Source organism: Aurantivibrio infirmus (assembly GCF_054767315.1).
On the sequence record NZ_BAAFSK010000001.1, the window covers coordinates 603,950 to 624,967 of the forward strand.

Here is a 21,018-nt window from a genome sequence, read left to right on the forward strand (position 1 = left end):
CCGTTAAAGCAGAACGATATTCTCTGCTTGAGGACCTTTCTGACCTTGAGTTACAGTGAACTCAACTTTTTGGCCTTCAGCTAAAGTCTTGAAACCTGAACCAGTGATTGCACTGAAGTGTACAAATACGTCTGGACCAGATTCTTGAGAAATAAAGCCAAATCCTTTAGATTCGTTGAACCATTTAACGGTGCCGGTAGTAGTAGACATAGTAATTCCTATCTTTTTTCATGAGTAATTGCGGCCTTTTAGGGCCAAATGTAGCTGGAAGTGTTGCTATTACTTATGAAGAACCGGACGAGGACTAACTACTGGACATCGAAAAGGTGTGCATAAATATAAGACGTACTTTCTAGCTGGTCTGATTATATCGGGCTAATTGCTCTAGTCAACGAGTATTGCCCCCCATTCTAGGGGACTAAGCCTTTGTTTTTTCAGAATTCCAACAGATTTTGACGCCTAAATCTGCCAACGGGCAAATCACCCGCGCGATTTGAATTGTCGCTGGTGAAATGCCTAGTTTAAGAGTATCTGAGCCCTGGCAGTATAGGATTCTGGCGCACCTTAGATTGCGCCTTAGATTTTGTGGTGGTTTAGGTCTTGTAGCTGGGGTCTAGCCGATCAAGTTTGCGCAGTAACGCTGGCCAAGCGAGACTGCCGCCCATGCCTTTGGTGGTTGTTTTACTATTTTCACTCGCGCCATCAATGACTTCTTGATTGATTAAGGTTAGCTCAGCGCCGCCGGATTGTGCGGCGATCTGCGCCTGGCAGGCTGTTTCTAGGGTATACATGCCAAGGAATGCGCCAGGAATACTTTTACCCAGTGCCAGGGTGCCGTGGTTACGAAGAATCATTAAACGTTTATCCCCAAGGTCGTTGACCAATCTGACTTTTTCATCTGGGTTTAAGGCTAATCCTTCGTAGTCGTGGTAAGTCAGGTTCTGCAAAACGATAGAAGCCTGCTGGGAAATTGGTAAGAGGCCATTCTTTTGTGCCGAAACGCCGATACCGCCGCGCGTATGTAAGTGCATGACACAGTTGGCGTCATCACGTGCTTCATGGATAGCCGAATGAATGGTAAAACCAGCGGGGTTTATGTCGTAAGGAGAATCGATAATCTTGTTGCCCTGCAAGTCGATTTTTACCAGGCTTGATGCCGTGATTTCTTCAAACAAGCAGCCGTAGGGATTGATGAGGAAGTGGTGGTCGCCACCAGGGACACGAGCGGTGAGGTGGGTAAAAATTAAATCATCCCAGCCAAACATCGCAACGATGCGATAAAGCGCGGCAAGATCGACGCGTACTTGCCACTCTTCCGCTGATACTTCTTTGTTAATTGATTGTACGAGTGCTGTCATTATTTGCTCCGAGTATCTTTCTTAATTCGAGAGAGTGTAAATTCAACTAATAAATTTTTGTGTCGGCTTTTTAATGTTAGGCGCTTTCATCAGGCCATTGGTAGTTTTCAAATTGCGCACGCATATCTTTTTTGCTCAATTTGCCGGTAGCGGTGTGGGGTAAAGAATCGACAAATTCACAGGCAGAAGGCTGGCACCATTTCGCGACTTTACCCTCGAACCACGCCAACATTTCTTCTTTGGTAATTGTTTCACCGGCTTTGACAATGGCTAAAAGCAAAGGCCGCTCAGTCCATTTGGGATGATAAACGCCGATCACTGCCGCTTCTTCAATCTTCGGATGGTTCATTGCGCAGTTTTCTAATTCTATGGAAGAGATCCATTCGCCGCCGGACTTAATAACATCCTTAGTGCGGTCGGTGATTTGCATGTAGCCTTCACTGTCCATGCTGGCCACATCGCCGGTTTCAAACCAGCCATCTTCATCTGTCGCTTTTTTGTCGAGCTTATAATAACTGCCGGTTACCCAGGGGCCGCGCACTTTAACGGCGCCGGAAGCTACGCCGTCCCAAGGCAATTCCTTATTGTTGTCGTCGACAATTTTTACTTCGATACCGTAAATAGGACGACCTTGTTTAACCCGCACGGCATTGCGCTCTTCTTCTGTCCAGCTATCCATCTTCGGTTTGAAGGTGTTGTAGGTGCCGAGTGGACTGGTTTCCGTCATACCCCAGGCGTGTCGTACTTCGACACCGTATTTGTCCTTGAGTGTAGTCATGATCGACAAGGGACAAGCCGCACCACCGACAGTGACTCGCTTCAAACTCTCGACGTCGCCGCCGGTTTTTTCGAGGTGATTGATTAAAGCTAGCCACACGGTGGGAACGGCGGCGGAAATCGTGACATTTTCTCCATTTATCAGCGAACAGATGGTTTCTCCATCGCCCATCTTCGGCCCCGGCATTACCATTTTGGCGCCAACCATTGGGGCAGAATAAACCAAGCCCCAGCCGTTGACATGAAACATGGGTACGATGGGCATCACTACATCCTGGACGGAAATCCCCAGCGTATCAGGGAGTGCTGAGGCGTAGGCGTGCAAAACGGTTGAACGGTGGCTATAAACAACACCCTTCGGATTGCCAGTTGTGCCCGAGGTGTAGCACATTGCAACAGGGTGGTTCTCGCCAAATTCGGGCCAGTCAATGTCTTCGTTCTGCGCGTCAAGTAAGCTCTCGTAGCAGGCGACATTGCGCAAAGAGGTTTGCTTGGGCATGTTGGCTTCGTTAGTTAAGATAATGAAGCCTTGAACATTGGGTAGTTTGTCTTGAATCTTTTCGACTAAGCCAACGAAAGCAATATCAAGAAATAACCATTTGTCTTCGCCGTGATTAATGATGAACTCTAGTTGGTCTTCGAAGAGTCGTGGATTGACGGTATGACAAACCATGCCTGATGCCGCTAGCGCGTAATACATTTCAAAGTGGCGGTAATCATTCCAAGCAAGAGTACCGATTGTGTCTCCCAATTTAGCGCCCATTGCATTGAGCGCATTCCCTAATTTCCGCACTCGTTTGAATGCGTCACTGTAGGTGTAGCGATGGAGCGGGTTGTCGGCGGTAACTGATACGATTTCGGACGTCCCATAAACTTTTTCGGCAAAGTTCATTATCGAAGAGAGGACGAGAGGGGTGTCCATCATTGTGCTGTGCATGAATATCTCCAAATCTTTTTCAAGGCGGGGTCCTGAATTCATAACCCTTGTTAATTATTTTAATGCGCTGCTCATTAAGCATATTGACGTTTTAAACAAGCAAGGACGTGAAAGTTCTCGGCCAATGATATCGCGGCGCTGCTTAATAAGTATCATTTTGGCTTATGAGTAATGATGAGTTTCGCTGACAGTTGAGTCGAGGTTTACCCATTTTTCACTTCGCGAAAGTATATAGATAAAATTTCTGGAAGTCAGGAAGGACAAGCCCACGCGTGCTCAGTTTTTATATCGGCTGGGACATAGAAAGCGGATAAGTTGTTGGCGAATAAAGAATTTCTGTTACTGGACGATCTTAATCCACTCCCCTGGCTTTGGTTCGCCTCTTGGGTAATAGCCATTTAGTAAGCGTAATTCTTCTTCGGGATAAGGCCTGATACTCGATAAACGCGCGAGAGCTGCAAAGGTTGTGTTGTTGTTAGCCCTGACGTAGTGAATGGTTTTCGTTTTTAATGCGGTGGTGTTGTTAACGCGGACGGGTTGGAAACTGCGAATACTGGCGAGAAATAAACTATCGAAATCGACATCTTTCTCTACTTTTTTTATCGTTCCAGAAAAAATATACACACGGTTTGCTTGAAACAAAACGGCGATTCTTTCTGGTTGTCCACCCTTCTCAGCAGGTTTTATTCCTGTGTGTCCGATTAAACCAAACTGATTGAACGCTTCCGATTTAGTTAGCAAGGGGATACCAAGCGCGTCGCGAATGTAATCGCGAGGGGAAATATTTTTTCTTAAGGTCGATACCGTAAGTTGCAATTGCGCGTTGCCATTGTCTGGTTGCCCCGTAATGGCATTTTTTTCGCTGGTGAATGTCCATCCTTCAGGAAATAATAATGTAAATCCAAGTCCGGTATGGATGTAACGGTTGGGTTCTATATCTTTCTTGGACGGAGGTGGGGCGTCATAGTTAATTCCAAACACTAAACCTTCGGTTTTTTTTCTAAATTCCGCAGAATTAATTTCCGTGTTCGCGCTATCAAAAGCACCGGCTTCACTCACTATTTCTCTCAAGCGCTGATCATTGCGAGGATGCGAAGAGAAAACGCCGTGGTAAGCTTGAGGTTTTTTACCTTGGTCCTTCGCTTTTAAACGTGTAAAACGTTCTTGATCCTTAAGTACGCTAATTACTTCGACCATTGCTTGCGGGTCGTAATTACTATTGAACAAGTATTCCGCGCCAAATTTATCTGCTTCCAATTCTAGTTCACGACCATAGCCCAAAACCGCTTCCGTTGAGTACAAACTTGCTACATCTCCAACAACGGTATAGCCCGTCGCGATGACTGATAGAATCGACAAAAATCCTGTGCCAAATCCAGAACCTTTTTGTCTAGCGTCGCGCCTGACTGCATGACGTGCTGTTACATGGGCTATTTCGTGTGATAACACTGCCGCGAGTTGGGCTTCGGTTTGTAAATAATTTATTAATCCTCGATTAATATAAATATAACCACCGGGAAGCGCGAAGGCGTTGATATCAGGGCTGTCGATTATTGTAAAAGTGTATGTGAGCTCTGGTCGATCACTAGTTTTGGCGACTCGCTGGCCAATGCCGTCGACGTATTCTTGCAATTCTTTGTCTGGGTAAATAGGCGAGCTTTCGATAATTTTTTCGTGCAGTTCTTTGCCAATTTTTAGTTCTTGTGATTCCGACATCAAAACGAAATCTGCTGAACCCGTGGCGGGATTTACGGCGCAAGACGAAAGTAAAAAGCAACACACCAAAAATGAAAGTAAGACAATTTCGGAGTGAATTCTAAAATTGCCACGAGTGATTTGGCTGCTGTTAAAGTAAGTTTTCATGGGCTGCTTTTTGCCATTAGCTAAATATCGTGCGGTCGCGATTTAAAAAACCTAAATTATTTTTAATCTAGGGCCAGTTACAAATGCGGTATGAGATCAATTTCATAGTGAGCTAGATTGCTGGCATCGAAGGTGATTGTTGCTTTAGTGCGATGCTCGGTAATCACTGATGGCGATGCGATTAATCTGGGATCGCCCGTTTCATTTGTCTCAAAGATTTGTGTCTGAATATGTATTTTTTTGTCTGCCAATATATTGGGCGTTATTTCTACTCGGAACTCATCATCAAAAATCATTTCGCTTTTTTGACCGGAGTCTTGCAGTAAGCGCAGATTTGTTACTTTGTCGCTCGATGTGACCTGCACCTTAATCATTAGTGGTTCGGCGCTTACCTTTGCAATAAAAAGCACTGAACTTAAAAAGCTACTAGCAAGTAAAAGAGCGGTAATTATTTTCAATACTGCGCTGGATTTTTTGGGTACATCCTTTTTAAGCAGCTCTTGAACTTTGGTATCGAACGCCGCAGCAATTGCTTTTGCAGATTCGTGAGACGCTTGACCTGTTGACTCAATTCGCTGAATAGTACGCATGCTGACACAAGCAATTTCTGCCAGTTGCTGCTGGCTCCATGCGTGTTGACGTCGTAACTTAATAATCTTGGTCGAATCTATTTTCATATCCATTTTGCATTCCTTAACGTTAACAAACTAAAAATAGAATTGTTAAGCCTGAATGCTCACCTGTATACGACACTTGTATGACATCCGCGATATACCTTACCAAATTAAGACTTATTGTTGGCTAATTTGTTCTGTAGGTTCGAAATAGATCCTCAATTGTTCGGCCATCGATTTGCAGGCACTTTTTTGTACATTGGCAATTATGGGTATTGGTATTATCACAGCGGGCATGTAGGAAGTGCCTGACGCGTCGGCACTTACTTTGCCTAGTAGAGCGTGATCTTCGTAATCCCAAATGGTGGCTTCGTATTCTGATTCTTCATCCCAGGTGCCGAAGCCAAAACAACCCGCACCACCGGCTCCTATGGAGCATCCAATTGAGCCGGAGCTTCCGGTTGTTTCGGTTTTTCCGTCGATCCAAACAATGTGGCTGATGTTGTACTCGTCCATCACGGCGGCAACTTCTTCCTGTTTCACCAATCGTTCTAGGGCCTTGGTGTGAACCGGGGCTAAGCGAGGTTCGAACCACGGGTATAACTTATCGATGAACTGCTGTTCGGGAACAACGTTAATTCCACCAGATGAGCTACCGAGTGAATTGCCAACGCATGAGATGAGGTCGACCTCAGTATCATAACTGGCGGCAAAACGGCGCCCCAATACGACTATCGCCTCATCTTCTTCAATGGTGATATCTCCATTGGTGTAATGGTCTATTGTGACCGTAGTGCAAGCGGGTAGCAGAAACATCATCCCTAATATGAAGAGCTTAGGGGTGTGGGACAGGTGTTTTATGTCTCTAGCGAACAACTTAGTAATATGAGTGACTATCGAATCGTTCTTCATGGGTTTCGTCTCCCACCGAGGGTGGTGATAAATGTGTTGGTAAATCAGTCGCTTAGTTTCTCATTTCTATTTCAGCAAGCAAATTTTAAGGTTTGTATTCCATTGTTTTGGGGGTTTGCGATCTTTATAAATATAGCTTCTTAATGCTGTTCCAGCCACGCTCTGATCTCAGGAACCTTTGCAAAATCGAGAATTAAATTTGCGCCAGCGTCTCTTAACGCAGCAACAATAGCTAAGTTTAGCGCTGCCTCGTTGGTGCTAAGAATTCCGCCAACTGGGGTTTTCCCGTAGGCAGTCATGTTGTAATCAGCGATTAAGCTCCCTTGGTTGCTAAAGACTTGGATATTGTATTTAAGCCAAATGTCGTAAACCTTGATGCTGGTCTCAGTGGGTAATGTGTATTCAAATGCCGTTAGGGTGGGCGAAATAATCATGTCCACGTCGGTTGGGATTTCATAGGGTGGTAGCGAGTCGAATTGACTAACCGATTCAAACATTCCAGGTAATACTGTTTGAAACAATTCTGTCTGCGCATCGCCAGCGATAATGATCCACTTTTGACGGTCTTTGCTTGCCTCTTTGTAAGTATAGTTTTTGAAATTCTCAGGATAATGCACACCGACACTATAAGGCAGCTTCGAAATTAAAGGGCTGGGAAAATCCCCATCAACCACCAGCGTGCTTGTACAAGCATTTAAAAATATCAGCGAAAGGATTGCTATCAAACTTTGATATAAGATTTTTTTTTGACTCATATTTGTGTCCTGAGTTCGCTCGGCCATCCACGATTTATTTTTTAATGTGTTTGTTGCATATATCAAAAAAGCATATTTAATTTAGCGGAATCATTTCATTCTTTTCGATAGTCGCTCAATCCAACGAAGGTGCCACCATTGCGATGAGTGACTTCTCGCATTAATGCCGCAAATTGATTTGCGGTGTCTGCTTGTCTAGGCGCTTCTAAAAAAATAACGGGAAAACCAACAGCATGAATACGCACCAAACGCTCATCTTGATTGCCTCTACGTCTCCGGTTCAGGCGATCAATGGTGTTGGCGACTTCCGTGATCGACGCGTTGGTTCGTAAGTCGTCCCCAAAAACGTAAAGACTAATTTTTTTATCGGGGTCGTAAAAAGTTCTTATGGCGTTTTGAATACCTTCAACCGGACTTGAATTCGAAAATGGACTCCATGATCGTAAGCGTTCGACGATGGCATTCCGACGACCAGGGGTGTCCTGAATCCATTCATTACGAGTGGTGGAGAACATATACTCTCCCATGTCGTTCATGATTTGAATCCCTTTAACTTCCGGGTAAATGTCAAGGATGTTCACCAATTCGTCCATCATGCGCGACCATGCATATTGATACATACTGCCGGAAGTGTCGATGATAAAAATAATGTATTCACTATCGACGGGAATCCCGCCAATTAAATCGTTTTGTTTCACTTTGCTGTCAGCGAAAAGTCGTTCCATTTCCGCGGTCAAAGATTGTAGCGCTATCTCTAGTTGCCCTTGGTATTCACTGTCTGATGCAGTGGAGCGTGATTCTTTTGCCTCTTTCGCTTCGAGTTCTGCGAGTCTTGTTTTCAATATTGCTATACGCTGCTCTTCGAGGGATAGTTGTTCGTGTTTTGCATTCATGTCTCGATTGTAGACGCGGGTTTCACCACGAATTTCGAACAGTTGTTTTTGCAGGTTGGCAATTTGACCATCTAAGTTTATGGCTGATTGCTCCAGTACTATGGGTTCAACTGTTTTTGTGATCATCAACAATAAAACTATCGCGCCGAAACCACAGCAGACCACATCCAAGAATGAAACATTTATCTCATTGTCATCGCGACGATTCCGTTTCATGGCCAATCCTCGGAAGGTGTCAGAAAAGACCCGTTCGAACGTTGCGCGAGTTTCCAGTATGCCGATGCAGCCATAGGATCGCCTTCTAAAGGAAGCAAAATCACATTCACTGGGGCGTTGTAAGGGAGTGTTTCAAGCGCTTGGTAAAAAAGTTTTTCTCTTTCTTTCCCTGTAATCGTGCCGGAACGAGGTGGCTTTGGCCCCAAGGTCGGTAAGCCGTCGGTGATGATGTAGATGTTGTCCGGTGGCACAGTAAATTGACTCGTGCTTGAAAAAACGTTTTCTAGATTCGTGCCACCAGCAGGAATAACTTTTCGTAAGTTGAGGATGGATTCTTCCATTCGTTCTTGATCACCAACGCTGAGCCAAGTTGCTTCGGTACCTGGAATGGCGGCGCTAAATTCAGAGCTAAATGTGTAAATTTGGTAAGAGCTTTCGCGAGGAAGTTGGGCGGTAAGCCACTCGACGATCTTTAAAACTTGTAACCATTTTGGTGAGTTGAGTTTTACTTCGTCCGACATATACCGCTTGCGAATTATATTGACGATGGTTTCGTCAAGCATGCTGGTTGATGCATCGACTAAGATCAAAATTCTTGCACCACCTAACTTAAGCCCGGTTAAATATTGGCGTTCGCCTTTGCCAACAAAGCGTCGATTGTTGTTGCCGCGCAGTTCCTGTTCTTTTTCAAGCCTTTCTTTTTCTAATTGCGTAGTCCTTAGCTGATCTTCAAGCGATAAAATTTGCTGATCGATATCATTGCTGTCCAGCTCACTAATCTTATTTCGACGCGCAAGAATATCGTCATTAATTTTTCGTGCCAGCCCTAATGCGGTGGCGAGTTCCTGATCTAGTTCCGAAACCGTATTTCTGGCGCGTACTAATTGCGCTTCGCCATCGCGAATATCCTCATCAAGTAGACTCACTTCCGCCATCAGTTCCTGGTTAACATCTTCGACCCGCGTGTTTACTTCGTGTTTTATAATCAAAAAAACTAAAGCGGCCGCACCAAAGCCGCAAGACATAATGTCTAGGAAAGATAAACTAAAAGTTGTAAAACGTCGTTTACGCGCCATTGTCAGTTGTTACATTGATTAGTGAAATGAGAGTGTCGTGATTCGAAATCGAAATTTTATCGCCAAGACTCAGGCTACAATTGTCGTTAATTACATTTCCGTTGATGCTGATTCGATCCGCTGAAAAAGGTGTGAGCAATATTCCTTGTGCATCTTTCTGAAGGCCAAAGAGGCTAGAGCTTTCTTTATTTTTACTAATGCTTAAATGATCGAGGTGGTTTGTGTTTTCGTTAACAAAAATAAAAGATTCGTCAATTGGGTGAGCAGAGTGAGCGATTAAGCAATGCGTTGCGGTTTTTTCTGATGGGGAATTCTCAAGCTCGGTTGGGCTAACATTCTCTTCAATATTTGTTGGGGACGATTGCGCTGGCAGGCTTAAGACAAATTGCAGGTGTTCACCATTATTGCCTATTAAGTCCGCATGACTATGGCCGCCACGCAGTACCGCATTGTTAGGCAAAGCAATTGATCTAAATTTTGGATTGGCGTTTAAACTTTCTAATAAGCCAGGTAATGTCGCGAGGCGATCACTGATGAGTAATTGAACTTGACCCGTGGATCCGGTTAGTTGCAACAATTGCTCCGCTTTAAACGTTATAGATTGGTAAATCGGAAGTAATGGGCTAACAAATTGTTCCCGCGTTAGTTTTATTGTTTTTGCATTAACCTCAAGTACTAGCTCGTTACTTTGTTGCGACAATTGCAACCAGCGAGGAATCTGATCGTAGAGCGATTGCTCTGTCTCGGCACTGTAAAAAGGATCGAAGCGAGTTTGGTCGACAAAGTGATCAGCGAGTTTTTTTGCCCACTGATCGAGGATGGAAATCATGCCGGTGTTGGGCAAGACTTCGACTTGCCCTCGTTTTAAACGCGGTGTTCCGGATTCTTGCTCAATTGTTAGTTGGGTGAAAACACTTTGATGTAATTGTAGGTCGATATGAAGAGAATGTTGTTGCGAAGCGTAAAGCGAAGCTGCTGCTAAAGCGCTGTCAACGATGCCAATAGCTTTAAATGGGCACTGCCCGACAATTCCAAGTAGCAAGGACATTTGTTCACGGCTAAAGCTGCTGGGGATCGCAAAAATAATGTTATTGCAATCCGGTTTCGCTTGGTGAATTTCTAACAGTTGACTGTAAGCGAGATCCGCATGGTGTCGACAAAAATTGCTGTGGGTGTTGAGCGGTTCTGCGCTCAAACGATGCCAAAATAAATTATTGGTTTGCACGGGATGTAAACGCGCTTGTTGCATAGCTTGGGCGCCCAGCAAAATTTGTTTTTCACTGACGAGTGAAACGCCTGGGCTTTCGATAATGATATTGTCGCCAACGCCATAGCGTAAGCCCGCATCATTTAATTCTATTACGCCTACCGTCATGAATTTATCACTCTGAATAATTTCTAAAAGTTTTAACTGTGGCTGACCTTATCTCTGACACGCAGGTGGCGAACCAATTTATTGTCACAATATGCCTGTGTGTCTAGCACAACTCGCTCTTGCAGCAATTGCAGCTGATGACTGAAAAACATCACAATAATACTGATAACGAGGGCGATGAGTGTCGAGTTAAATGCGACACCAAGGCTAACGGTTACGCCAGCGATGTCGCCTTCGACAGCTTTGTGCGCTTGTCCCAGGGCTTCACCAATACCTCGTACAGTTCCGATAAAGCCGATTGAAGGAATCGCCCAAGCAAGATAGCGAACCATGGCTAATTCACTATCCAGACGTTCCGATTCGGTATCACACAATTCTTTAATAGCTTGGCCTGCGTCGCCGATGTTTCGGGTTGAACCGAATCGTTGTAGCGCGACGATCAGTGCTCGCGGTATTAATAAATGTTGTTTTGATTCGGGCAGGGCCTGCACAGGCCGCGATAACTCTCGTGCATCCTCCGGTAAAACGCTGGTTCCTTCGCTGATATTAATGATTGGTTCTGACAACATTTTCCGTTCTTCTAAGGCACGTCGGGTTTTGAATCCCATGATGGCTAGAGCCCAAAACATTAATACAAAACACGTTTCTTGCTCGTAATCTTTCATTACGACGTAAATAGAACGCTGCACAACATATGGCTCACCCGATGATTCCTTTTCCAGCTGCTCTTGTAATATCGCATTGGCGTTAGGGCGAATTACCGCAACAAATATGGCGTGCACAATAATAAAAGAAATAATCAACGCAAAAAGTTGATAGATAAATTCTTTGTGAGTTGATTTGGTCATCGACTTTCCTTAAAAGGGGCTCAAAACTCTAAATGTCTACTGGGAAAGAAACAGAAAGATCCTTCGATATTTCTTCTGAAGGAATAAATATTTCTGGCGACTTAGGTGGCGTAGACGTATTACTTTGTTGTTGATTATTTGATGCTTGGTTGTTTGATGATTCATTTTCTGAACTTTCTTTGTTTTCGTTTTGTTCTGTAGAAGTTTTTTTTTGCGCGGCTTCATCGTCGCTGCTTTTCTGGGCAAGCGCCAAGCTGGGCCAAGTAAAAACTAAGCTAATCGCTACTAGTCCCAAGACTAAAACAATGTTTGGTTTTCTTTTAAAGGTCAACACGTGATGTTTTACCCACAAATAGTTATTTAGTATTCATACAGCTTTTGTTTATTCAACGAAGCGAGCAATTCTGAAGCCCACGTCATTTCTTTTGTCTTCACCATAATCTCGAAATGATAAGCGCAATTCAGTAATGTTTCCGTGAGCCCAACTCGAACCACGAATAACATGAAAATCACCCTCGCTCGGACCTAGAGGATCGACATCCGCTTTTACCGATAGGCCAGTTGTAATGTCGTAAAAGTCATTTATCCACTCAGATACATTGCCTGCCAAATCATAAATTTCCTTTTGATTCGGTGGGAAACTACCGACTGGCGCTGTCGCAGCGTAGCCATCATCATAGGAGACCTGCACGAGCCCAACGAGAGGTGCGGCATTTCTATCAGCAAAGTTGCCCGAATTTTTTGTTGGTGGTAATTGTTCTCCCCATGAATATTTCAGCATCTTTCCTTGCTCGACACGGGCAGCCCAAGTCCATTCGGCTTCAGTGGGTAATCGATATCCATGCGATTGCGGATTAAATCCGGTCACGAGACCCTCTTCGAGTAAATAAAATGCGGGAAGGTTTTCTTGTTCCGATAGCCAGTTGCAAAATAACGCCGCTTGTTGCCAGCTAATATTTGTTACTGGGTAGCTGTTTCCATCGAGACTCTGACCTTTTACATTACTAGACGAGTGTTCATTTTGAAATTCACGAAATTGTGCGTTGGTGACTTCTTTTGTGCCAAGATAAAAAGCCCTCGATAATTTTACCGTGCGCAGCGATTCGTTTGCCCGCCTACCTTGTTCGCGTCGAGAGCTGCCCATTTCAAAAGTGTCGTTGGGTTTGAATAACTTTAGTGTGTGCCCAAATTTAGTGGATATAAGCGGTTTTATATTTTCCCACTTCGCTTCTTCTATAGTTTTTAAGTTAATTGAAATGATTTGGTCAAAGTTAACTTTTGGTAGCACCATCGTCTGATAATCGGCATAGCCTTCTTTTTTAACACTTATTTGAACTTGTGATGTGGGTAAAGTGAGCGATTTGTTAGCGCGCCCCATCAAGCGCCCATCAACGTAGAGTAACGCGTCTTCGGGGTTTGTTTGAAAAGTGATTTCGCCAAGGTTAGCGCTTAAGTCGACATTAACGATCTGTTTGTCAGTTGACTGAATGGTGATGTTTTTTTGCGTTTGCTGATAGCCATCTTTGAATAAAGTGATTTGATAATTACTGCCTGAGGCCAAAGGAATATCGAGAGGCGTAAGACCATAGTATTCACCATTGATAGTAATACTAGCCTGGGCGGGTTTTGACTGAACCCGAATTAAGCCGTCTGCTTTTTCTAATATTATTGAGCCGAGATCTAGATGTTCACCGGCTTTGATTAATAATGTTTCACTGTGTGTCTTATGGCCGGTAAGTGCGACGACAACTTCTCGTTCGCCTTGGAGGATCTCGGCCGTCGTCGGCGTGTTGCCGACTTCTTCACCATCCACCATTATGCTGGCACCATTCGGCACGGTAGAAATTTGTACTTCTGCCCAGGCTGGAACCAAGTTGATATCGATTGCCTGTGATTTTTCTTTTCCTTCGATATCTATTTGTTGAGAATATTCTTGGTAGCGATTAGTGACAATTTGTAATTCATGTTGACCGGCGTCGATGCCATCAATTTCTTTGTTTAGTGAGCCAACCTTTTCACCGTCGATCCACACTTCGCCTGCTTCGCTTACATTGCTGACAACGGTTAGCTTCCCTGGTAAGGGTTTTAGTTCGAAATTGACTTCTTGGTTTTGTTCAGGGCCTACATTAAAGCTCTGTGTTAAGGGATAGTACCCTTCAGTTTGTATCGATACTTCATGTTCACCACTAAGAAGTAAATAATTTCCCCCCACTTTAAAGGCAAGAGGTCCATTAACATTTATATTTGATGCCAAAGGTTCAGTAGTGATAAGCACGGACTTCGAGATGAATAAAAAACTAGCGATTGCGGCTAAAAAAATCATCGGAATACCGATCGCAAAATGGATGGGCCGAATGGTTTTTTTCGAGCGTGTGTGGAGACCTTTTAGCGGCACAAACTCGCTAGGTTTTATTGGATCCGTTCGATCGTTGACGGATGAATTCGAAAACAAGGAAATGTCGCTCGCTCGCACTTGAGTATTCTCATCATCGGTATTTTCAGGTTTATTATTCATCCCTTCGATATCTTCTCAGTACAACGAATGGTAACGGTTGTGGGCTGGTCTTTTTTTGCTGAGACGACAAAGTTTTCTCTGACATCGCGATATCCATTACGACTACCTACGATAGTATAAGTGCCCGGTTGTAAAGATAATTCAGTCGCTTCGAATTTGCCGAGATTGCCGATTTGATAGAGTGTTACTTCTGTTTCATTGTCAGATACGAAGGCAACTGAGACTGGCTCTAGTGCATAGCGCAGTTCGACTTCTAACTGTTGGGTCTGTTGTTGTAGGCGCTTACCAGGGTTCTTTATTTTTTTCGCATCGTCTAAAAATTGTTGATACTCATTATGTACCTTCGCGCTGGTTAAGCGTTCGGGGTTTGCCAATATGGCTTTCATTTTGTTATCAAAGTTGGCAAAAGTCTGAGCGCGAATGAGTCCCACTTTGGCTTCGACCACATTTTTATCTAATTTTTCCGCAAGTTTATATTCTGAAACCGCTAGCTCCCACTCTTCTTTAGCTTCATGTTTCGCGGCGTTTTCAATATGCGTTTGAATATTTATCTCGGTTGCTTGGTTTTGTGCCTGGCTTAACGCTTTACTTGCATCAATGGCGTTGGGCTTGATTGTTAAGGCTTTTTTAAAGGCGCTGATTGCTGAATTGTTGTTCCCGTTTGCAATGGCGGCAAAGCCTTCTGACATCGCCTTACGAAAATCTTCATCAATAATACTTTGGTTAATTCGACTCAGGTTTTCTTGGGCAATTTCAGATTGCGTGTCTAGAGCCAATGCCTGCTGATAGTGTTCCTGGGCCTCGCGGAGTTGCTTATTTCTTTCCGCGGCTTTGCCGAGATTAATTTTGTCTAGTACCTGTTCCAATACAGCGGTTCTTGCTAAACCTTTAGATGCTTCGGGGCTTTGCGGTTTTATATGGCGAGCCAGCTGAAAGTTCTGTTCGGCGGCTAGTTGGTTCCCGGCCAAAATTGCTTCGTTGCCTTCAAAAAGGGCTAGATCATATACGGCTTCGCTTTTTTCCAAGAGGGCGTCGAGCTTGTCTAGGCTTTGCTTATATAGTTGAGACGATTTTAAAAAGTCTTGTTGCGAATATTGTCGATCTGCTTCAACAGCTAATTGTTGGGCAGCTTCATATTCTTCTAGCGCCCATAATTCGACTCGAATTTTTTCTAAGCGGGATTGCCGATCCAGCATGATGGCAAGAACGTCCTGGGTTTCGCGTCGTTCTTTTGCAAACTGGGCATCTTGCCAGGGCGACTCGTTTGGCGCTGAGTTACTCGTTTTACTTGTTGGGAGTGGGGAAGCGCCGGCTGCACCTTCGCCGTCACTGGTATCGTTAGTAAGCAGCGGCGCTTGGGTGTTTCCAGCGTTACCGCTGATCTTTTTGGGTAATATAAATACCACGGCGAGTAATACTGTTACAGCCAAAAAGAGACTAAAAATTAAAAACAGATGTCGTCGCCAAAAAGCGGATTGAGATTGCATGCTCGCAGAATTTTGCGGTGCAACATTCAAGGTAATTTGGGCCGGTGCGATTATTTGCTCGTCATCGCTATGTTGATTTTGTTTATTCATTAGTGGTTGCGGGATCTTGCTAGTTTATCGGTGGATATTCACTTAGTTATGCGTTAATTCTAGTCGACATAATAGTACGTCAAAGATTATTGGGCCTTAATTTAGTACGCCGAGAATATTAAATAGTTGCAATGAATTTCACTGTCACAATGAGATAGTCTTATTTTTGAATAAAACTTAACCAGTCTGAGGGTTGAAATGTTCATTGCGGAGCTGGTTTCTACGAGCGAAGAAAAGTAGATAGTTAGGGAAGCAGCACTTTTTTGGTCAAACCAAGAGATCAATAATAGTTATTGTTTCATGTCTTGGGTTTACTGTTGCTCTATTGTTCCTTGCGTATCGAGAAGATAAATCTCTTGTAATATATCTCGCCATTGATCGTATTGATTTTCAACCGTTCCCGACAAGGTAATGGTGCGATCTTCCAATTCAACTACGCGTGGTTCTATCTCGGATTCTAGAGAATCACCGAGTTCCTGTAATATTTCAATTTGGAGTTTCGATTCAGCTCTTTTATCGAAACCACTTTTTACAGTATAAGCTCCACCTACAATACCGACTTGGCCTGCCGCTCGAGATGCGCCACTGCTGCTTCCTGAAGCCGCTATCCCTGCAACGATCGCTGCGATACCTGCGATCGTGCGATTGCGCGCGGAGCGTTGCAAGTTACGCATATCGATGACTTCTTCGTAGGTTTGTTTGCGCCATTCTTGGTAAGGGCGATCCATGTCTCGGACAAAGCTTCCGTAATATTCTTGCAAGGTATCGACAAAAATATAATCCCGCTCTCGAATACGATGAATTCTTTCCAGCATTGGATCATTACTTGCTGGTAAACGACTTATCTCATAGCGGCCATTTTTGTCTAGCACGAGGTGTTGGTCATAGGCTTCAGGAGAAAAACTTTGCGCGAAGCGCAATTCGGCGATAGTGCGAATTTCTGCAATGTTTTGTTCAGACAGCTTCTTGCGATATTCCAGCATATCGTTGGCAACACGATTGTATATGCCTTGAAAGGGGTCTTGGTGGGAGCGTTGTCGGTCATAGGAATATTTGCTCGCGAGGCCTTGGTAAACTTTTGTGAACCAGTGTCTACCGCTCGCATCATTGACCGAAACATGAATCAGCAATAGCTCGCCATCCGACTGCAGAATCTCGCCGCTAACAAGTACATCGGACATCGTTTTTTCATTCGGAACGACACGAACAGCACCCCATGCAGCACTGTTTTGTAGAGCTTCCATAAGGTGCAGGGGGATGTAGCGTGATTCAGCTTTACGCACTTCCGGAAAAATGAGCAGATCTTCGTTATTGACCGCCCTGTCTAAACCCGGGTCGAATACTTGAATGCCGACGTCCAGCAAGTACTCTTCTCTTAACTCCGCTGTCTCACGTTGGAGAGGGGCGTGATTCGCTGTTTTGACTGTTTGACTTGAGCAGCCAATAAGCCCAGTCAGTGCGCTGAGAGTTAAAGCAAGAGCACAAGCTTTCATCGCAGAATAATGTTGAAATGCGGTCATCGAGTATCTTCTTTATATTTTCGGTACGCTTCCCACAAGTCTTTTCGAAGTTGTGGGTCTGGTTCAAACAAGGCCGCCTCTCTCATTTGCCGAGCGACGACGTCATCATCGTTGCCATTGGGGATACCTTCGGGAGGCGGGAAGGGTCCATCTTTGCCATTTCCTGGACCTCCTCTGGCTGAACCAGAGCCGCTACCACTGCCTTCAATAGTTTCCGTGCCACCGGTGTTTTGAGTGCCATCACCAGAAGGGTTTCCTGGGGCTTGAGGTATGCCACCAGATTCGTCGCCTTCATCGTAATAAGCTAAAGTTCGATCGAAATCTTCAACGGCTTCTTCACTGCCGGCCTCGTTACCGCGAGCAAGTACATACTTGCGTTCACGTAATATCATCCCATCGTATTCGCCCATAGATCCGTCAAGTTCGCCGTCTAGTACTGCGACTTGTTCTTCTCGACTTGTCGCGCCCGGTAAATAAGGCCCGCTGCCGTAACTGCCGTTCTGAGTACCACTATTCTGAGATGTCCCATTTTGGGCTGTACCGTTTGGCGAGCCGCTTGGCGTCGAAGATTCAGAGAAGTCCACATCACCATTTTGCTGGCCCGGTTGGGCGGTATCGAATACTGAAGAATCGCCTGGTAGCCCCGTTCCTGCCGTTGAAGGGAAACCATTGGAGTCAGAGGGACGAGCAGAGGAGGTGGAGCTAGAGCCAGGAAGTCCGCCAGCTTGACCAGTGCTTCCTGTATTGGGTAATGATGAGCCTCCAGGCGTCGTGCTTCCGGGGTTTGATCTGGAAGGTGATGGTATCGACGGCCCAGGAAGACCAGGAATGCCATTTGATCTAGATGAAGATACGGTAACTCTCGGCTGTGTTGATCCTGCACTTGTTGTAGAACCACTGCCTGGGCTTGGCAGCCCGCTGCTCGGAGCACCGGTGCTTGGGATTCCCGAACTTGGAGAGCCGTTAGACGTCGGTATTGTGTTGGGTGAATTGCTGCTGGGTGTTGATGGAGTCGATGGACTTGTACTGCTTGTTTGTGGGCTGCTTGGGGGTGACGGAAGTGCAGTTGATTGTGTTTGCGGTTGAGAAGTGCTGGATTTACATGCGCTCAACAATGAACCCGCAAGAACAAAGGCGATTGAATAAAGCCTAACGTTTTGACCGATTTTCATGGTGGCACCCGCCGTTAATCTATGAGTTATGGAAGTTAATTTACTTACCCAAATTGTTTTTTGGCTTTAGCACTGCCGTTACTTGGTATTGAATTTCAATATGAGCACTAACAACCCAAACAAACTTGGGCGTTTTATTTGCTAATTTTCTCAGTGGCCGCTCAAGCTCTAATCTTGTTTGAGTGTCTAATAACGAGATTGTTTCGCTGTCTCTGTCCCAAAATAACCTGCTTTATATTAATTATTTGTTTGGATGTATTTATGGACTAAACCTTCAGTGTCTACGGGTTCCCCGTCGACGAATCGAGGTCTGAATCGTGTCGAAGCCAACGCATTTTTAACTCTTGATCTCAATCCAGCAGCGTCACTCGGTTGTGACTCAATAATATCGACCTTTTTGACATCCCCAAAGCGGTTAATATCAAAACTCACTAAGACATATTGAATTTCGTTTGCGCTATCTTCTAACTCCAATACTTCAGGATCATCGCTTTGTTGTTCGATTAAGGAATCGACTAATGCTAAATCAGGCAGGGCAACAGGATGGTTAAAAACTTTTTCGGCTAGAGGCTGGGTGGCTTCATCCGTGAGGAATGCGCTATAGGCTACTTTGTATAGGTCCATTGCCTCGCGTCTTCTATCGTGAAGTAGATGCCAATCTGCCAACTCGATTTTTGCGATTGTCGCGGCGCCTAGAGGTGATTCCGGGTTGTTGGAGTAAATGTCGATCATTCGTCCTAAGGCATCTTTACCGTCTACATAGCTGGTGCGAATATAACGAAGCAATCGATTAGGCAATTCAGGGTTGTTTGGGTAATAAACCCCAGGGCCTTGAACCGCCCCCGAAGACAGCATATTTTCTAAGCCTCGTTTGCTTATTTCTGGCCCTGTCTCATTTTCGCGTCTTCGTTTTTCAATGGCGCTTGTTAAGGTATGAGAATTTAAATTGGCAAAAAACCAACTGGATACGGCAACACCGCGCAAAGGGGAAATCAGCCTCAAATCATTTTCATCATAGGTTGCGTTGGCAATTGCATCGGCATTATCAAACATGTTTCGAGCGGCAAGTAATTCAGAGTAATGGCGTTGTGATGGATTGTGCGCATAGTCGTTTAAATACCAGTTTCCCAGCTTATCTATAACCGGCAACATTTGTGGGTCGCTCTCGCCATAGCTGCGCTTATGCAACCAATAGAGATAATCGAACATATCATAAGCGTCTTCACGCCTATTTCTAGCCAATAGGCTGTCTATCATGCTTTCGACCATAGGGACTTGGCCAAGATCGTAAAGCCCATTATTAATTCGGCTGATATGGATTGCTCGCTCAAAAGCTTCAATAGCGTCATTGTGTTGACCACGCGATTGATAAGCTGCCCCTAAACCGCCCAGCTGTTCTGAGAGGTTGTCGCTCCATGGGCCATTCTCGGCTTCAATTTCTTGGATTTCTCGAAGATAGTTTTCGATTTTCGGAGAGGGTCTTAGTCGCGAATTCGATGCCGGAATTGCCGTGTCTATTGTGGGCGTTTCCGCCATTCCACTCGCTAGCGCTATAGATTCATTTGCCGGCAGCTTAAGCTTAGTGTTGGAATCTTGCGGGTTTGACTGCGACAACACTGGTGACGCTGCCGTAAACATAACTAGGAAGGTGACTAAATATGCTGTATTCAACCGATGCACAGTGTTGTCTTCTTTTAGTTTTGCAGTACCGATAGCGCTAAACGATATTTTGTTTAGCCATGTAGTACAGCCTTGAATTGACTTTAGCGGTGTAAAATATAGTGATTCCATTGCACAGTCTACGTAAGAGTGGTTAATTTAGTTTCAGTTCCTTGTACATAACGCCTTAAAGGGCATAATTTAAAAAAACAAAGTAGGCAATAAAAAGTTTGCGATGCTTTCATACGACTGTAACTTTTCTTAAGGCTGAAGCAGGGTGTTTGGTGAATATTCTTTGAAAAGTATAAAAAGTAGACATTTACCTCAGCTAGCTTTCTTCTTTCCAATATAGCCGTTTCCAAAGTCGGGAAAGTTGATTCTATTCACCGTTTTCTACCATTTGGTCGCAATTTTCGTGTCACAAAAGGGCGCAAGCCTCGAAAGCGGGGCACACTTCAGCTTTCTAGCTTGTACCTAGTCTTCATGGCCGAATTGAAAAGGGTCGCTGGACTGGAGAAGTGGCTGCTATTTTCAGTATAGCCAAACTCTTGTCGTTCCCTATGTTTGATCCTGAATGAATCTGGGAAGTATTATAAAAATAAGCAATAATCCATCTTTACATATTTCTGTTCGTCGATGGTGCAGCTGAGTAGCTAGCTTTACAGAGCAGATTAAATTGCAGTAACAATGACTTAAGTCGCTCGTTGCTAAATTGGGCGTAATGGCGAGCTCGGTGAAGGGGGCTCAGGAGCGAATAATATTTCTAAGTCCGCGTGGTTTTATCCCAAAATAATCTAGCTTGCATACCTGCTTAATGACTGAGTCGGTCAATTTAGCGTCAGAACTGTTTTTTTGATGATGATTCTGTGTGAACCTGTTCCGATGAATGCGTAGCTCAATGATTCGTGCTTTGAATTATCCTGTTATGTACCCCGTCGATCGAGCATTGTG

The 21,018-nt window shown here is 44.6% G+C and carries 18 protein-coding genes; 1 reads left to right on the plus strand and 17 read right to left on the minus strand.

The window, feature by feature from the left end; all coding sequences use genetic code 11:
• Positions 1-3: 3 nt before the first annotated feature.
• The 16 genes from cspE to ACYUCY_RS03005 all read right to left on the minus strand — a co-directional run bounded on the left by cspE (position 4) and on the right by ACYUCY_RS03005 (position 17,820).
• Entirely contained in the window at positions 4-210 is a 207-nt protein-coding gene (gene cspE, locus ACYUCY_RS02930) for a transcription antiterminator/RNA stability regulator CspE (protein WP_460224946.1), read from the minus strand.
• Positions 211-593: 383 nt separating this feature from the next.
• Positions 594-1,358, minus strand: a complete 765-nt coding sequence (locus ACYUCY_RS02935; RefSeq protein ID WP_460224947.1) for a class II aldolase/adducin family protein — start codon at positions 1,356-1,358, stop codon at positions 594-596.
• Between the two features lie 76 nt (positions 1,359-1,434).
• A complete protein-coding gene (locus tag ACYUCY_RS02940; protein WP_460224948.1) occupies positions 1,435-3,072 on the minus strand; it encodes a long-chain-fatty-acid--CoA ligase in 1,638 nt (545 codons plus the stop codon).
• Positions 3,073-3,411: 339 nt separating this feature from the next.
• Entirely contained in the window at positions 3,412-4,935 is a 1,524-nt protein-coding gene (locus ACYUCY_RS02945) for a M48 family metalloprotease (protein WP_460224949.1), read from the minus strand.
• 77 nt (positions 4,936-5,012) lie between these two features.
• Positions 5,013-5,618, minus strand: coding sequence for a helix-turn-helix transcriptional regulator (locus ACYUCY_RS02950; protein ID WP_460224950.1), 606 nt, complete (start codon positions 5,616-5,618; stop codon positions 5,013-5,015).
• Positions 5,619-5,726: 108 nt separating this feature from the next.
• Positions 5,727-6,461, minus strand: a complete 735-nt coding sequence (locus tag ACYUCY_RS02955; RefSeq protein ID WP_460224951.1) for a hypothetical protein — start codon at positions 6,459-6,461, stop codon at positions 5,727-5,729.
• A 140-nt stretch (positions 6,462-6,601) separates the two neighbouring features.
• Positions 6,602-7,216: a hypothetical protein gene (locus tag ACYUCY_RS02960; RefSeq protein ID WP_460224952.1), complete on the minus strand. Its 615-nt coding sequence runs from the start codon at positions 7,214-7,216 to the stop codon at positions 6,602-6,604.
• A 95-nt stretch (positions 7,217-7,311) separates the two neighbouring features.
• Positions 7,312-8,325 (minus strand): vWA domain-containing protein, encoded by a 1,014-nt coding sequence (locus ACYUCY_RS02965; RefSeq protein WP_460224953.1) that lies wholly within the window; start codon positions 8,323-8,325, stop codon positions 7,312-7,314.
• The gene (locus ACYUCY_RS02970; RefSeq protein ID WP_460224954.1) at positions 8,322-9,401 is read right to left on the minus strand and encodes a vWA domain-containing protein; all 1,080 of its coding nucleotides are present in this window, start codon (positions 9,399-9,401) and stop codon (positions 8,322-8,324) included. The genes ACYUCY_RS02965 and ACYUCY_RS02970 overlap by 4 nt, the downstream gene beginning before the upstream one ends.
• On the minus strand, positions 9,391-10,776 hold the full coding sequence (locus tag ACYUCY_RS02975; protein WP_460224955.1) for a hypothetical protein: 1,386 nt from the start codon (positions 10,774-10,776) through the stop codon (positions 9,391-9,393). Before ACYUCY_RS02975 ends, ACYUCY_RS02970 begins: the two co-directional genes overlap by 11 nt.
• A gap of 32 nt (positions 10,777-10,808) precedes the next feature.
• Positions 10,809-11,624, minus strand: a complete 816-nt coding sequence (locus tag ACYUCY_RS02980; protein WP_460224956.1) for a MotA/TolQ/ExbB proton channel family protein — start codon at positions 11,622-11,624, stop codon at positions 10,809-10,811.
• A 28-nt stretch (positions 11,625-11,652) separates the two neighbouring features.
• On the minus strand, positions 11,653-11,958 hold the full coding sequence (locus tag ACYUCY_RS02985; RefSeq protein WP_460224957.1) for a hypothetical protein: 306 nt from the start codon (positions 11,956-11,958) through the stop codon (positions 11,653-11,655).
• A gap of 48 nt (positions 11,959-12,006) precedes the next feature.
• Entirely contained in the window at positions 12,007-14,139 is a 2,133-nt protein-coding gene (locus tag ACYUCY_RS02990) for a PEGA domain-containing protein (RefSeq protein ID WP_460224958.1), read from the minus strand.
• Positions 14,136-15,716: a tetratricopeptide repeat protein gene (locus ACYUCY_RS02995; RefSeq protein WP_460224959.1), complete on the minus strand. Its 1,581-nt coding sequence runs from the start codon at positions 15,714-15,716 to the stop codon at positions 14,136-14,138. The genes ACYUCY_RS02990 and ACYUCY_RS02995 overlap by 4 nt, the downstream gene beginning before the upstream one ends.
• A 311-nt stretch (positions 15,717-16,027) precedes the next feature.
• Positions 16,028-17,236: a hypothetical protein gene (locus ACYUCY_RS03000; RefSeq protein WP_460224960.1), complete on the minus strand. Its 1,209-nt coding sequence runs from the start codon at positions 17,234-17,236 to the stop codon at positions 16,028-16,030.
• A complete protein-coding gene (locus tag ACYUCY_RS03005; protein ID WP_460224961.1) occupies positions 17,233-17,820 on the minus strand; it encodes a hypothetical protein in 588 nt (195 codons plus the stop codon). Before ACYUCY_RS03005 ends, ACYUCY_RS03000 begins: the two co-directional genes overlap by 4 nt.
• Before the next feature lie 148 nt (positions 17,821-17,968).
• Here ACYUCY_RS03005 and ACYUCY_RS03010 point away from each other — a divergent pair, with 148 nt between their 5' ends.
• Entirely contained in the window at positions 17,969-18,322 is a 354-nt protein-coding gene (locus tag ACYUCY_RS03010; protein WP_460224962.1) for a hypothetical protein, read from the plus strand.
• A gap of 323 nt (positions 18,323-18,645) precedes the next feature.
• Here the strand turns inward: ACYUCY_RS03010 and ACYUCY_RS03015 are convergent, their stop codons facing one another.
• Positions 18,646-20,199, minus strand: coding sequence for a hypothetical protein (locus ACYUCY_RS03015; protein ID WP_460224963.1), 1,554 nt, complete (start codon positions 20,197-20,199; stop codon positions 18,646-18,648).
• Positions 20,200-21,018: the final 819 nt, after the last annotated feature.

Bases quoted from the DNA above. Each gene is read 5' to 3' on its own strand.
- cspE (WP_460224946.1), bottom strand. From the start codon at position 210: ATGTCTACTACTACCGGCACCGTTAAATGGTTCAACGAATCTAAAGGA.
- ACYUCY_RS02935 (WP_460224947.1), bottom strand. From the start codon at position 1,358: ATGACAGCACTCGTACAATCAATTAACAAAGAAGTATCAGCGGAAGAG.
- ACYUCY_RS02940 (WP_460224948.1), bottom strand. From the start codon at position 3,072: ATGCACAGCACAATGATGGACACCCCTCTCGTCCTCTCTTCGATAATG.
- ACYUCY_RS02945 (WP_460224949.1), bottom strand. From the start codon at position 4,935: ATGAAAACTTACTTTAACAGCAGCCAAATCACTCGTGGCAATTTTAGA.
- ACYUCY_RS02950 (WP_460224950.1), bottom strand. From the start codon at position 5,618: ATGGATATGAAAATAGATTCGACCAAGATTATTAAGTTACGACGTCAA.
- ACYUCY_RS02955 (WP_460224951.1), bottom strand. From the start codon at position 6,461: ATGAAGAACGATTCGATAGTCACTCATATTACTAAGTTGTTCGCTAGA.
- ACYUCY_RS02960 (WP_460224952.1), bottom strand. From the start codon at position 7,216: ATGAGTCAAAAAAAAATCTTATATCAAAGTTTGATAGCAATCCTTTCG.
- ACYUCY_RS02965 (WP_460224953.1), bottom strand. From the start codon at position 8,325: ATGAAACGGAATCGTCGCGATGACAATGAGATAAATGTTTCATTCTTG.
- ACYUCY_RS02970 (WP_460224954.1), bottom strand. From the start codon at position 9,401: ATGGCGCGTAAACGACGTTTTACAACTTTTAGTTTATCTTTCCTAGAC.
- ACYUCY_RS02975 (WP_460224955.1), bottom strand. From the start codon at position 10,776: ATGACGGTAGGCGTAATAGAATTAAATGATGCGGGCTTACGCTATGGC.
- ACYUCY_RS02980 (WP_460224956.1), bottom strand. From the start codon at position 11,624: ATGACCAAATCAACTCACAAAGAATTTATCTATCAACTTTTTGCGTTG.
- ACYUCY_RS02990 (WP_460224958.1), bottom strand. From the start codon at position 14,139: ATGAATAATAAACCTGAAAATACCGATGATGAGAATACTCAAGTGCGA.
- ACYUCY_RS02995 (WP_460224959.1), bottom strand. From the start codon at position 15,716: ATGAATAAACAAAATCAACATAGCGATGACGAGCAAATAATCGCACCG.
- ACYUCY_RS03000 (WP_460224960.1), bottom strand. From the start codon at position 17,236: ATGACCGCATTTCAACATTATTCTGCGATGAAAGCTTGTGCTCTTGCT.
- ACYUCY_RS03015 (WP_460224963.1), bottom strand. From the start codon at position 20,199: ATGGAATCACTATATTTTACACCGCTAAAGTCAATTCAAGGCTGTACT.